Consider the following 13,480-nt stretch of genomic DNA (forward strand, 5'->3'; position numbering starts at 1 on the left):
CTACGGTCATGGCGCCTCATGCCGGCCGTGCTCCTGTTGATTATCGGGGCAAGCGCTGCCTTTCCATCGAGTGCGCGTGCCGCGCTGCTGCCGAGCCTGGATCAGGGCGCAACGCCCAGTCCTGCACCGACGCAGGCGCAGACGATCGACGCCACCAGCGACAGCGGTTCGGACGAGCGGATCGCGCGGCGCATCGAGGGCATTTTCGCGGCCGTGCCGAACCTGAACCGCGTCACCGTTTCCGTGCAGCAGGGCGTGGTGAGCCTGGGTGGCAAGGTCACGGCTGTCGAGGATATCGGCCGCGCCGAGCAGATCGCATCGCGCATTCTGGGTGTGGTCACGGTAGAGAACGGCATAAAGCGCGACGTTTCGGTTGGGCAGAGCGTCCAGTCGCTCGGTGTCTTTTCCCAGAAGTTCTCCGATTTCGTGAAGATGTTGCCGCTGGTTGCGGCGGCGCTGGTGGTCGCGCTGGTCATCTCTTTGATCGGTTATGTCCTCGCTTCCCTGACATGGATCTGGCGGCGGCTCGCGCCCAGCAATTTTCTCACCGAACTCATCGCCAGCGCCATCCGCTTCGTCTTCGTGACCGGCGGCCTCGTCATCGGGCTGCAGATGCTGGGAGCCGGAGCCCTCTTGGGAGCAGTGCTCGGCGGGGCGGGCATCGTCGGTATCGCGCTGGGTTTTGCCATGCGCGACACGATCGAGAATTACGTTTCGTCAGTCATGCTTTCGGTGCGGCAACCCTTCCGCGCCAACGACTGGGTCGTCATCGACCAGTACGAGGGGCGGGTTATCCGCCTGACGAGTCGCGCCACGATCCTGATGACGCTGGACGGCAACCACCTGCGCATTCCCAATGGCATGGTCTTCAAGGCGGTGATCCTCAACTACACCCGCAATCCGCAGCGGCGCTTCGATTTCGAACTGGGGATCGATGCCGATTCCGATCCGACCGCGGCACGGCAACTGGGCGTAGATGCGCTGACGAAACTCGACTTCGTCCTGACCGATCCGCCACCGGCCGCGCGGCTGGAAAACGTCGGCGACTCCAACATCGTCCTGCGCTTTCTGGGCTGGATCGACCAGGAGAAGACCGATTGGTACAAGGCGCGCAGCCAGGCCATTCCCACCGTCAAGGCGGCGCTGGAATCGGCCGGATTCGCCTTGCCCGAACCGATCTACCGCCTGCGCTTCGACCAGCAGGCACCGCTCAACCTGCTCGACGTTACCGGCAAGGCTGTGCCCGAGATTGAGCCGGCCCCCGCGGCGACAGATCTCCCACCTGTCACTGCCGAACACGTCGCCCCAGACGACGAGATCAGCGAGATGATCGCGAAGGAACGCAGGGCAGGGCGCGAGGCGGAGAAGGACCTGCTCGATTCGAGGAGGCCCGTGGAATAGCGCCGCGAGCCTCCTTCGCGGCAGACCTTACGGCTTGCTGGCCGCGGCGATCATCTTCTCGACCGCCACGAACTTTTCGCGGGGCGAACCGTCGCGGGCATTGGCGACTTCGGCCTCGTCGATCTTCTGCCAGTCGGTGAATTTCATGTAGTTGATGCCCCGTTCCGCGGCGAGGGCGTCGAAACCGGGGCGGCCTGCCTTGCCGGCACCTTCGCCGATGTCTTCGGCGACTTTCTCGATGATGGCGAAGCCGTCGGGGCGATTGGTGCCGATGGTCCCCGTCGGCCCGCGCCGCGCCCAGCCCACGCAATAGAGGCCCGGAGAGATTCGGCCTTCCTCGTTGGCAAAGCGGCCGTTGCGCTCGTCGAAAGGCACGTCGGGGATCTTGGATGTCTGGTAGCCGATGCAAGCGACCACGAGCCCGGCAGGAATGCGATAGGTCTCGCCCGTGCCGATGGCCTTGCCGCCTTCGAGTCGGGTGCGTTCGACCTCGATTTCCTCGATGCGCTCGGTGCCGACGATCGCCTTGGGCGAGGCGAAGAAGTCGAACTCGACGAGCACCTGGTCGGGCTTGCAGTCCGCCTGGTCGGGCGCGGCAAAGCTGCGCAGGTGCCCCACCGACTTGCGCTGGCCGGGGTCGAGAGCTGCGTCCTCGCTTTCGTCGGGAAGATCGGCGGTATCGACCCATGGGCATGCGCGTTCGAGATGGCCGAGCTCACCCAGTTCCTTGGGCGTCATCGCGATCTGGTGCGGTCCGCGACGCCCGAGAATTACGATGCGGCTGATCTTCGAGGCATCGAGCGCGCTCAGGGCATGGGAGACGATGTCGCTCCCAGCGAATTCCGCCTGCGACTTGGCGAGAATGCGCGCGACGTCGAGTGCGACATTGCCGTTGCCGATGATGACCGCCGTATCGTGCGAAAGCGCCGGGTCGAGTTCGGCGAAGTCGGGGTGTCCATTGTACCAGCCGACGAAAGAGGCGCTGCCGAAGACGTTGGGCAGATCCTCGCCATCAATCCCCAGCTTGCGGTCGTTGGGGGCGCCGGTGGCGAGGATGACCGCATCGTAAAGCGCCTGCAACTCACCGATCGTCAGGTCGCGACCGATCATCACGTTTCCGACGAAACGCACGTTGTCGGTCAGCGCGGTCGCCTCGTAGCGGCGCGACACGCCCTTGATCGACTGGTGATCGGGCGCAACGCCGCTGCGGATCAGGCCGAAAGGAACGGGCAGGGTATCGAAAATGTCGACCCTGACGTCTTCTCCCCACTGCTTGAGCGCCGCTTCCGCTGTGTAGTAGCCGGCAGGCCCGGAACCGACGATCGCAATATGCCGCATGAATGAGTCTCCCAGGGTGTGCGGACGCTGTCCAGCTGCTTTGAGCCGAAGCAAGCATGCCCGGGGGGCAATCGGCAAGAGAAATCGCCAAGAAACCCTGCTTTTGAGCGCCTGATTTGCCGCAATAATGCAACGGCTTGGCCGATGGGCCGGACCTGTGCCTACGGGGGGCGACTTAACCGTTTCGCAAGGCCCCGCACGGCATAGACTTGTCATGGCATCCAAGGGGCTTCCGACATCGCTGGAAAAAGTGCGGTCCAGTGCGCGCGCGGTGCGTTCGCAGGGCGCCGACAGCGGATTCGCGAAGCGCCCCGATTCGCCGCAGCCGGTCGAAAGGACGGAAACAGGCAACTTCGCGCTGTTCCGATCCGACTTGCCGAGCAGCGATCCCTTGCATTTCTTCATCGCGGCCCGCTGGGAACTGATGGGCCCGGTCATGCTCATGATGATGGTGGCGATGGGGCTGCTGTCGGTCAGCTACCCGGGCCTGTTGCCATCTGCGTGCGGCCTTGTGGCCATAATGCTTTGCCTTGCCTCGCCGATCTTCGCGCGCTGGGAGCAGGCCCTGCATCACACGGCCTGGCAGCGTTATCCGCTGATGCTCCTCGCCGTGGCCGCGCCCATGGGCATCTTCGGTTTCGGAACGGTCCGCTGGAGTCAGTACAGTCCGGACTTCGATCTGGCGCTCATGGTCAATTCGTTCGTCATTCTCATGCTTGTGGCGGCCGCCCTGCTGCAAGGGCGGACGACCTCGATCATCGGGGCGACGCTGGCCCTTTGGAGCAGCGGGACTTTCGTCTCGCGCTCGTTCGGCGCCGTCGTCCTCCTCGCATTGGGCGGTTGCCTCGCCCTCTATCTCGGCGTTCGCCAGAGCCGCATTGCCAGGCGCGAAGCCGACAGGCTGGCGGAACGGGAGAAGGAGCAGCGCCGCGCCGAGGAACTGCTCAACGAATACGAACAGACCGGGCAGGGCTGGTTCTGGGAAACCGACCGGCGCGGGCAGATCGTTTATGTGTCTCCGCGCATCGCCCAGCTCTTGGACAAGCCGTTGGAGGAATTGGAAGGTCGACCCTTCACCAGTCTCTTCGTGCTCCAAGGACAGCAACAGGAAAGCGAGCGCACGCTTGTCTTCCACCTCTCCACCCGGTCCTCATTCCAGGACCTGTCGGTCCGCGCCGCGACCGATGAGGAGGAAGAACGCTGGTGGTCGATCAGCGGGCGGCCGGTGCTCGACCAGTTCAACAATTTCATGGGCTTTCGCGGTTCGGGCACAGACCTGACCGAAACACGCAAGTCGCAGCAGCACGTGACCCAGCTGGCCCGATTCGATTCGCTGACCAAGCTGGCGAACCGCTTTCAGATGTCCGAGTGGCTGGAGAAGCTGCTCAATTCGCCGCGCATCGACAGCCGCAGCTGCGCGGTCTTCCTGCTGGACCTCGACCGGTTCAAGCAGGTCAACGATACGATGGGCCACCCGGCGGGCGACGCCCTGCTGGTGCAGGTGGCCGATCGCCTGCGCTCGACCGTCGGCAACATGGGCCGCGTCGGGCGTCTTGGCGGCGACGAGTTCCAGGTCCTGCTTCCCGGGCATCACCAGCGAGAGGGACTGGCGCATCTTGCCCGGCGGATCATCGAGAACCTGTCGCAGCCCTACTCGATCGAAGGCAGCCGCGTCGTCATCGGCGCATCGGTGGGCATCTCGGTGTGTCCGGACGACGGCACTACCTCGGAAGCGATCATCCGAAATGCCGACCTTGCGCTCTATGCCGCGAAGGGCGGCGGGCGCGGGCGGCATCACTTCTACGACGAGGACCTGCATAGCGATGCGCAGGAGCGCCAGCAGCTTGAGCAGGACTTGCGCGACGCCATCGCCGAAGGCGCGCTGGAACTGCACTACCAGCCGCAAGTGCGAACCACGACCGAACAGATCACCGGCTTTGAGGCACTGCTGCGCTGGAACCATCCCAAGCATGGTTACATGTCCCCGGCCAAGTTCGTGCCGATAGCCGAGGAAACCGGTCTGGTCGGCCAGATCGGCGAGTGGGCCCTGCGCACCGCGTGCCGCGACCTTGCCACATGGCCCGACGACGTGCGCGTGGCCGTGAACGTATCGCCCCTCCAGTTTGCCAATCCTGCGTTGCCGGCTATCGTCACCAGCGCCATCGCTTCTTCCGGCATCGCCCCCGGCCGCCTCGAACTCGAGATTACCGAAAGCGTTTTCCTGGGCGACGACAACTCGACCGAGGCGATGTTCTCATCGCTGAAGGGTGTCGGCGTACGGCTCGCACTCGACGATTTCGGAACCGGCTATTCCTCGCTCGGCTATCTGAAAAAGGCGCCGTTCGACAAGATCAAGATCGACCAGAGCTTCGTGCGCGGCGCGACTGTTACCGGAAGCCGCAACGGGGCGATCATCGCCTCGATCGTCAGCCTTGCCGAAGCGCTTGGCATGGAGACCACGGCAGAAGGGGTCGAGACGCTCGACGAACTCGAACTCGTGCGCAAGTTGGGCTGCAGCCACGTGCAGGGCTACATCTACGAACGCAGCCTGACCGCCGAGGAGGCGACCCGCCGTCTCGAAGAGGGGCTCATCGCGGAGGCAAGGGGCCCGCGTTCGGCGCGCGCCGCACGCCAGACAATGCTGCGCAAGGTCGTGCTCGATCACGAATCCCACAGCTACCACGCGACGATCCGCAATATCTCGCGCACCGGCGCGCTGGTGGAGGGGCTCTGGAACGTTCCGGCAGGCACGCGTTTCGCGATTCATCTTGCCGAAAACTGCGTCGTGGTGGCTGAAGCACAGTGGTGCAAGGAAGACCGGATGGGCGTGAAATTCGCCCGTTCGCTGGAAATCGATGCAAAGGGAGCGGTCGTCTTTACCCCGCCGCGTCCCCCGCGCGAGAAGAAGGAAACGGCAGTCCTGCGCAAGGCAGGCTGACAGGTGCGAAAAGCGCTGCTAACGGCGCACTCATGACCGAACTCTCGCAGATCCGAAATTTCTCGATTATCGCGCACATCGACCATGGCAAGTCGACGCTGGCCGACCGGCTGATCCAGTTCACCGGGGGCCTGACCGAGCGCGAGATGTCCGCCCAGGTGCTGGACAACATGGACATCGAGAAAGAGCGCGGGATCACCATCAAGGCGCAGACGGTGCGTCTCAACTACACTGCCAAGGACGGCGTGACCTATGAGCTCAATCTCATGGACACGCCCGGCCACGTCGACTTCGCCTACGAGGTGAGCCGCAGCCTTGCCGCCTGCGAAGGCGCGCTGCTGGTGGTCGATGCCGCGCAGGGCGTCGAGGCGCAGACGCTTGCCAACGTCTATCAGTCGATCGAGCACGATCACGAGATCGTCCCCGTGATCAACAAGATCGACCTGCCCGCCGCCGAACCGGAGAAGGTGAAGGCCGAGATCGAGGACATCATCGGCATCGACGCCTCCGAGGCTGTCCTTGCCAGCGCCAAGTCCGGCATCGGCGTGGAGGAAACGCTCGAGGCCATCGTTACGCGAATTCCGGCGCCGCAGGGGGACCGTGACGCCCCGCTCAAGGCGCTGCTGGTCGATTCCTGGTACGATCCCTACCTCGGCGTCGTCATTCTGGTGCGCGTCATGGACGGCGCGATCCGCAAGGGCCTGCAGGTCAAGTTCATGCAGGGCGGTACCGAGCATCTGATCGACCGCGTCGGCTGCTTCACTCCCAAGCGCATCGACCTGCCCGAACTCGGCCCCGGCGAGATCGGCTTCATCACTGCGCAGATCAAGGAAGTGGAGCAGGCCAAGGTCGGCGACACCATCACCACGGTCAAGAACGGTGCGGTCAAGGCTTTGCCCGGCTACAAGGAAGTCCAGTCGGTGGTCTTCTGCGGCCTGTTCCCGGTCGATGCGGCGGACTTCGAGAAGCTGCGCGAATCTATCGGCAAGCTGCGCCTCAACGACGCCAGTTTCACCTACGAGATGGAAACGAGCGCGGCGCTCGGCTTCGGCTTCCGCTGCGGTTTCCTCGGCCTGTTGCACCTGGAGATCATCCAGGAGCGCCTCAGCCGTGAATACGACCTCGACCTCATCACCACGGCACCCAGCGTCGTCTATCGCATCCAGCTCTCGCATTCGAAGAACGAGGAAGCGCAAACGATCGAGCTGCACAACCCGGCCGACTATCCCGATCCCAACCGGATCGAGGAAATCGAGGAGCCTTGGATCAAGGCGGTCATCTACACGCCCGACGAATACCTCGGCCCAATCCTTAAGCTATGCCAGGATCGCCGCGGTATCCAGAAGGACCTCACGTACGTCGGCGGGCGCGCCCAGGTGACCTACGAACTTCCGCTCAATGAAGTGGTGTTCGACTTCTACGACCGCCTCAAGTCGATCAGCCGCGGCTATGCCAGCTTCGACTACGAGCAGATCGGCCTGCGTGCAGGCGATCTCGTGAAGATGAACATTCTCGTCAACAACGAGCCGGTCGATGCGCTCTCGATGATAGTCCACCGCTCGGTCGCCGAGGAACGCGGCCGCGGCATGTGCGAGCGCCTCAAGGACCTGATCCCGCGCCACCTGTTCAAGATCCCGATCCAGGCCGCGATCGGCGGCAAGGTGATCGCCCGCGAAACCATCGCCGCCCTGCGCAAGGACGTTACCGCCAAGTGCTATGGCGGCGACATCAGCCGCAAGAAGAAGCTTCTGGAAAAGCAGAAGAAGGGCAAGGCCCGCATGCGCGAGTACGGCAACGTCAGCATTCCGCAGGAAGCCTTCATCGCCGCCCTGCGCATGGGCGAGGAGTAAGGGACCGGGCCCCGTCCGGATCCCGGCCTTCGCCGGGATGACTGCAGCGTTTCACCCTTTGCTCCGCTTCTGATAGAGAACGTCTATCTGAAGCGATCGGGATGGACGGATGCAGTTGAGGGCCTTGCGCTATTTCGTGACGCTGGCGCGCGAGGGACACTTTGCGCGGGCTGCTGAGGCTTGCGGGGTGACGCAGCCGACACTGTCCTCGGCGCTGGCTGCGCTGGAGGACCAGCTCGGCAAGCGGCTTGTCGAGCGCGACCGGCGCTTCATCGGGCTGACCGGGGAGGGGCGCGCAATGTTGCCCTGGGCGCAGCAGTTGCTCGCCGCGCATGAGGGCATGGTCCATGCGGTCGAGGCGCTGGACGGGCCGCTCCATGGCGAGTTCCGCCTAGGCGTGATCCCCGCCGCAACCCCCAGCGTCGGTGCCTTTGCCGAGGCGCTGCTGCGCCTGCATCCGGGCATGACGATCTCGGTATGTTCGCAGACCTCGCGAGAGATCGTGCGCGCCATCGAGTCCTACGAGATCGACGCGGGGATCACATATCTTGACCACGAAAGCCCGGCGAACGTCATCAGCGTGCCGCTTTATGCCGAGCGCTATGTCTTCGTGACTGCTGCCGCTGGACGCAGGCCCCCGCCGGGTGCGGTCACGTGGGGGCAGGTCGAAGGTTATCCCTTCTGCCTGCTGCACCAGGGCATGCAGAACCGCCGTATCCTCGATACATTGATGAGCGGGCAGGGCGTCTCCGTGCGCCCTCGGGCAACGGCGGACGGGTATGTGGCGCTGCTCGCGATGGTGCGCTCCGGCGGTCTCGCGACAGTCATGCCCGAACGCTACGTGGGGCTGATCGAGGGAGCCGACTGGGCCAGCGTCCATCCACTGACGATGGATGCCGCGGTCAGCCGGATCGGGGTGATCGTCGGGGATCGCGCGCCGCTCGATCCGGTGGCGAATGCCGCCCTTGGCTGCGCGCGGTCCATTGCAGGCCTGACAGGCTCTTGATTGAGATTATCTATCAGGCATTGCCCTAATCAATTTGACCGTCCGCGCGCGATGTCGCAGCGTCACGGCAAAGAGAAAGATGCCATGACAGATATTGCCGGGATACAGACAGCTATCGACCGCTTCGTGCAGTCGGACACGCGCGGCGCGCTGCTGCCGTTGCTTCATGCGCTGCAGGAGGAGTTCGGCCATGTCGATCCGGCCGCCGTGCCGCTGATCGCCGATGCACTAAACCTCAGCCGCGCCGAAGTGCATGGGGTGATCAGCTTCTACCACGATTTCCGGACAGAGGCGCCGGCCCGCCACGTCGTCAAGCTGTGCCGCGCGGAAAGCTGCCAGTCGCGCGGCGGTGCGGCCATCGAAGCGCAGCTTTCGCACCAGCTTGGCGTTGCCATGGGCCATGCGCGCAAGGACGGACAGGTCGCGCTCGAGCCGGTCTATTGCCTGGGGCTTTGCGCCATTGGCCCCAATGCTCTGGTCGATGACCGGCCGGTTGCCCGCATCGACAGTGCCCGTGTCGTCGCCATTGCCAGCGAGGTGGAAGCATGACCCGTGTCTTCATCAGCAAGGACATGGCTTCGCTTGCCCTGGGCGCAGACGCGGTGGCGCAGGCTTTCGCCGAGGCGGGATGCGAAGTCGTGCGCACCGGCTCCCACGGTCTCTTCGCGATCGAACCGCTCGTCGAGGTGGAGACGGATGAAGGACGCGTGGCCTACGGTCCGGTCGGTCCCGATGACGTGGCAGCCGTTCTGGATGGCAGCCATGGAACGCGTATCGGCGCCATCGGCGATCATCCCTTCTTCGCGCGCCAGCAGCGCTTCACCTTCGCGCGCTGCGGCGTGACCGACCCGCTCAGCCTTGCCGACTATGCCGCCCATGGCGGTTGGAAGGGGCTGGAGGCTGCCATCGGACTTTCGTCGCAGGACGTGGTCGATGCCGTCAAGGCGTCGGGCCTGCGCGGCCGAGGCGGGGCGGGCTTTCCTACCGGCATCAAGTGGCAGACCGTCCTCGATACCCCTGCTGACGAGAAGTTCATTGTCTGCAACGCGGACGAGGGTGACAGCGGCACATTTGCCGACCGCATGCTGATGGAAGGCGATCCCTATTGCCTGATCGAGGGCATGGCGATTGCCGGCCACGCGGTCGGCGCAGGTCACGGCTACATCTACATCCGCAGCGAGTATCCCTTCGCCATCGAGGCCATGCGCGAGGCCATCGCCCGTTCCGCGGGCAAGATCGCGCCCTTCACGCTGGAGGTGCGCGTCGGCGCCGGGGCCTACGTCTGCGGCGAGGAAACGGCGCTGCTCGATTCCATCGAGGGCAAGCGCGGCCAGGTGCGCGCCAAACCGCCGCTGCCCGCCATCGAGGGGCTCTGGGGCAAGCCCACGGTCATCAACAATGTCTTGAGCCTCGCGGCAGTGTCCTTCATTCTGGCCGAAGGCGCGCAGGCCTATGCCGATGTCGGTTTCGGCAGGTCGCGCGGCACGATGCCGATCCAGATCGCCGGTAACGTCAGGAACGGCGGGCTTTACGAAGTCGGCTTCGGCGTGACGCTGGGCGAGCTGGTCAACGAGATCGGCGGCGGCACTGCCAGTGGCCGTCCAGTTCGCGCGGTGCAGGTCGGCGGCCCGCTGGGCGCCTATTTCCCGCCTTCGATGTTCCACCTTCCATTCGACTACGAGGCCTTTACGCAAGCGGGCGGGTTGATCGGCCATGCCGGCATCACCGTCTTCGACGACAGCGTGGACATGGCGCACATGGCCCGTTTCGCCATGGAATTCTGCGCGGTCGAGAGCTGCGGCAAGTGCACGCCCTGCCGCATCGGCTCCACGCGCGGCGTAGAACTGATCGATCGCATCGTGGCCAAGGCGCCGCGCGCGGCCGGAGTGCTTGAGACCATGCCGCAGATCCGCAACGCCAGCCGCTCGGCCCGCACGCACGACCAGGAAGTCGAACTGCTGCGCGACCTTTGCGACACCATGAAGCACGGTTCGCTCTGCGCCCTGGGCGGTTTCACCCCGTACCCGGTCCTGAGCGCGCTCGACCATTTCCCCGAAGACTTCGGCGGCGGCAATGCGCTGCCCGAAGCGGCGGAGTAAGACCTGATGACATTCACCCGCGAAAAGGATTTCGGCACCCCGGCAGCAAGCGGTGAGCCGGTATCGCTCACCATCGACGGGCAGGAGCTGACCGTCCCCGCTGGCACCTCGATCATGCGCGCAGCCGCCATGGTGGAGACCGACATTCCCAAGCTATGCGCCACCGATAGCCTTGAAAGCTTCGGCTCGTGCCGCCTTTGCCTCGTCGAGGTCGAGGGGCGCAATGGCTATCCGGCCTCCTGCACCACGCCGGTTGCACCCGGCATGGTGGTGCGCACCGAGACCGACAAGCTGCGCAAGCTGCGGCGCGGGGTGATGGAGCTGTACATCTCCGACCATCCGCTCGACTGCCTGACATGCAGCGCCAACGGCGATTGCGAGTTGCAGGACCAGGCGGGCGCGGTCGGGCTGCGCGATGTGCGCTTCGGCTACGAGGGCGAAAACCACCTCGAAGGCTGCAAGGACGAGAGCAACCCCTATTTCACCTTCGATCCGGCCAAGTGCATCGTCTGCTCGCGGTGCGTGCGCGCCTGCGACGAGACGCAGGGGACGCTGGCGCTGACGGTCGACGGACGCGGTTTTGCCAGCAAGATCGCGGCCAGTCAGGACGAGGACTTCCTGTCCTCCGAGTGCGTTTCCTGCGGCGCCTGCGTGCAGGCCTGCCCGACGTCTGCCCTGATCGAGAACACCGTGATCGAGAAAGGCACGCCCGACCGCGCCGTGGTGACCACTTGCGCCTATTGCGGCGTCGGCTGCACCTTCCGCGCCGAGATGCGCGGGGAGGAACTGGTGCGCATGGTGCCGTGGAAGGACGGCAAGGCCAACCACGGCCACTCCTGCGTCAAGGGCCGCTTCGCCTGGGGCTATGCCCGGCATGGCGACCGCATCGTCAATCCGATGGTGCGCAGCTCGGTCGATGAGCCCTGGCGCGAGGTGTCCTGGGAAGAGGCGATCGGCCACGTCGCCCGCGAATTCCGGCGCATCCAGAATGCCTACGGCACCCGCTCGATCGGCGGCATTACCTCCAGCCGCTGCACCAACGAGGAAACGTTCCTCGTCCAGAAACTGGTGCGACAGGGCTTCGGCAACAACAATGTCGATACCTGCGCGCGCGTCTGCCATTCGCCGACCGGCTATGGCCTGAAGACGACTTTCGGCACTTCTGCCGGCACACAGGACTTCGACAGCGTGCAGCATGCCGACGTGATCCTGGTCATCGGCGCGAATCCGACGGACGGCCATCCGGTTTTCGCCAGCCACATGAAGCGGCGGCTGCGCAAGGGGGCGAAGCTGATCGTCATCGATCCGCGCCGCATCGACCTCGTCCGCTCGCCGCATATCGAGGCTTCGCACCACCTGCCGTTGCGCCCCGGTACCAATGTCGCGATGCTTACGGCGATGGCGCATGTGATCGTGACCGAGGGCCTCGTGGACGAGGCCTTTGTGCGCGAGAGGTGCGACGGCGATGCCTATGCCGAATGGGCCGAATTCGTCTCCGACCCCGCACGCTCGCCGGAAGCGATCGAGGACCTGACAGGCGTTCCCGCCGAGGATGTGCGCGCCGCGGCCCGGCTTTATGCCACCGGCGGCAATGCCGCGATCTATTACGGTCTTGGCGTGACCGAACACAGCCAGGGCTCCTCGACGGTCATGGCCATCGCCAACCTCGCCATGGCGACGGGCAATGTCGGCAAGGAAGGCGCCGGCGTGAACCCGCTGCGCGGCCAGAACAACGTGCAGGGCGCCTGCGACATGGGCAGCTTCCCGCATGAACTTTCCGGCTATCGCCACATCTCGGACGGCGATACGCGCGCGTTGTTCGAAAAGGACTGGGGCGTCAGCCTCGATCCCGAACCGGGCCTGCGCATTCCCAACATGCTCGATGCCGCGACCGACGGCACCTTCAAGGGGATTTTCATCCAGGGCGAGGATATCCTGCAGTCCGATCCCAACACCAGGCACGTTGCGGCGGGGCTGGCGGCGATGGAATGCGTGGTCGTGCAGGATCTTTTCCTGAACGAGACGGCGAACTACGCGCACGTCTTCCTGCCGGGCTCGACATTCCTCGAGAAGGACGGGACCTTCACCAATGCCGAGCGCCGCATCCAGCTGGTGCGCAAAGTGATGGAGCCGCTCAACGGCCATGCCGACTGGGAAGTGGTCCAGCTTGTCGCCAATGCCATGGGGCTGGGCTGGGATTACACGCATCCGTCGCAGATCATGGACGAGATTGCGCGCCTCACGCCGACCTTCACGGGCGTGAACTACGATGTGCTGGAGCAGCGTGGATCGGTGCAGTGGCCGATGAACGACGCCGCGCCCGAGGGCACGCCGATGATGCACATCGATCATTTCGTGCGCGGCAAGGGCATGTTCGTGGTCACCGACTATGTGCCGACGGACGAGCGCACCGGACCGCGTTTCCCGCTGCTGCTGACCACGGGGCGCATCCTAAGCCAGTACAACGTCGGCGCGCAGACCCGCCGCACCGCGAATGTCGATTGGCACGCCGAGGACCGGCTGGAGATCCACCCGCACGATGCGGAGAACCGCGGCGTGCGCGACGGTGACTGGGTTTCGCTGCGAAGCCGTGCGGGGGAGACGACCCTGCGCGCCAGGATTACCGACCGCGTGGCGCCGGGCGTCGTGTACACCACGTTCCACCATCCCGATACGCAGGCCAACGTCATCACCACCGACTACTCGGACTGGGCGACAAATTGCCCGGAGTACAAGGTGACGGCCGTGCAGGTCACGCCCTCGAACGGTCCGTCCGACTGGCAGAAGAGCTACCGCGAACAGGCGGAAGCGAGCCGGCGGATCGAAGCTGCCGAGCCTGCGGAGTGAT

The 13,480-nt window shown here is 64.8% G+C and carries 8 protein-coding genes; 7 read left to right on the plus strand and 1 reads right to left on the minus strand.

Features of this window, described 5'->3' with window-relative positions; all coding sequences use genetic code 11:
- Nucleotides 1-18 precede the first annotated feature (18 nt).
- A complete protein-coding gene (locus PP1Y_RS16840) occupies nt 19-1,401 on the plus strand; it encodes a mechanosensitive ion channel family protein (RefSeq protein WP_013833302.1) in 1,383 nt (460 codons plus the stop codon).
- Between the two features lie 27 nt (nt 1,402-1,428).
- Here PP1Y_RS16840 and PP1Y_RS16845 read toward each other — a convergent pair whose 3' ends face one another.
- Nucleotides 1,429-2,739 (minus strand): FAD-dependent oxidoreductase, encoded by a 1,311-nt coding sequence (locus tag PP1Y_RS16845; RefSeq protein WP_013833303.1) that lies wholly within the window; start codon nt 2,737-2,739, stop codon nt 1,429-1,431.
- Nucleotides 2,740-2,953: 214 nt separating this feature from the next.
- On the opposite strand from PP1Y_RS16845, the gene PP1Y_RS16850 reads away from it, so the two are divergent.
- From PP1Y_RS16850 to fdhF, 6 genes are all read left to right on the plus strand, one after another.
- On the plus strand, nt 2,954-5,677 hold the full coding sequence (locus PP1Y_RS16850) for an EAL domain-containing protein (protein WP_013833304.1): 2,724 nt from the start codon (nt 2,954-2,956) through the stop codon (nt 5,675-5,677).
- 32 nt (nt 5,678-5,709) lie between these two features.
- On the plus strand, nt 5,710-7,527 hold the full coding sequence (gene lepA, locus PP1Y_RS16855) for a translation elongation factor 4 (protein WP_007011142.1): 1,818 nt from the start codon (nt 5,710-5,712) through the stop codon (nt 7,525-7,527).
- Between the two features lie 109 nt (nt 7,528-7,636).
- On the plus strand, nt 7,637-8,533 hold the full coding sequence (locus tag PP1Y_RS16860) for a LysR family transcriptional regulator (protein ID WP_013833305.1): 897 nt from the start codon (nt 7,637-7,639) through the stop codon (nt 8,531-8,533).
- An 84-nt stretch (nt 8,534-8,617) separates the two neighbouring features.
- Entirely contained in the window at nt 8,618-9,082 is a 465-nt protein-coding gene (locus PP1Y_RS16865) for a formate dehydrogenase subunit gamma (protein WP_013833306.1), read from the plus strand.
- On the plus strand, nt 9,079-10,632 hold the full coding sequence (locus tag PP1Y_RS16870; protein WP_013833307.1) for an NADH-quinone oxidoreductase subunit NuoF: 1,554 nt from the start codon (nt 9,079-9,081) through the stop codon (nt 10,630-10,632). The genes PP1Y_RS16865 and PP1Y_RS16870 overlap by 4 nt, the downstream gene beginning before the upstream one ends.
- A gap of 6 nt (nt 10,633-10,638) precedes the next feature.
- Nucleotides 10,639-13,479, plus strand: coding sequence for a formate dehydrogenase subunit alpha (gene fdhF, locus PP1Y_RS16875; RefSeq protein ID WP_013833308.1), 2,841 nt, complete (start codon nt 10,639-10,641; stop codon nt 13,477-13,479).
- The last annotated feature ends 1 nt before the right edge of the window (nt 13,480 follow it).

Source organism: Novosphingobium sp. PP1Y (assembly GCF_000253255.1).
Classification (GTDB): Bacteria; Pseudomonadota; Alphaproteobacteria; order Sphingomonadales; family Sphingomonadaceae; genus Novosphingobium.

Excerpts from the sequence above, each read along its gene's own strand:
- PP1Y_RS16865 (WP_013833306.1), top strand. The coding sequence starts at position 8,618 with ATGACAGATATTGCCGGGATACAGACAGCTATCGACCGCTTCGTGCAG.
- PP1Y_RS16870 (WP_013833307.1), top strand. The coding sequence starts at position 9,079 with ATGACCCGTGTCTTCATCAGCAAGGACATGGCTTCGCTTGCCCTGGGC.
- PP1Y_RS16840 (WP_013833302.1), top strand. The coding sequence starts at position 19 with ATGCCGGCCGTGCTCCTGTTGATTATCGGGGCAAGCGCTGCCTTTCCA.
- PP1Y_RS16850 (WP_013833304.1), top strand. The coding sequence starts at position 2,954 with ATGGCATCCAAGGGGCTTCCGACATCGCTGGAAAAAGTGCGGTCCAGT.
- PP1Y_RS16845 (WP_013833303.1), bottom strand. The coding sequence starts at position 2,739 with ATGCGGCATATTGCGATCGTCGGTTCCGGGCCTGCCGGCTACTACACA.
- PP1Y_RS16860 (WP_013833305.1), top strand. The coding sequence starts at position 7,637 with ATGCAGTTGAGGGCCTTGCGCTATTTCGTGACGCTGGCGCGCGAGGGA.
- lepA (WP_007011142.1), top strand. The coding sequence starts at position 5,710 with ATGACCGAACTCTCGCAGATCCGAAATTTCTCGATTATCGCGCACATC.
- fdhF (WP_013833308.1), top strand. The coding sequence starts at position 10,639 with ATGACATTCACCCGCGAAAAGGATTTCGGCACCCCGGCAGCAAGCGGT.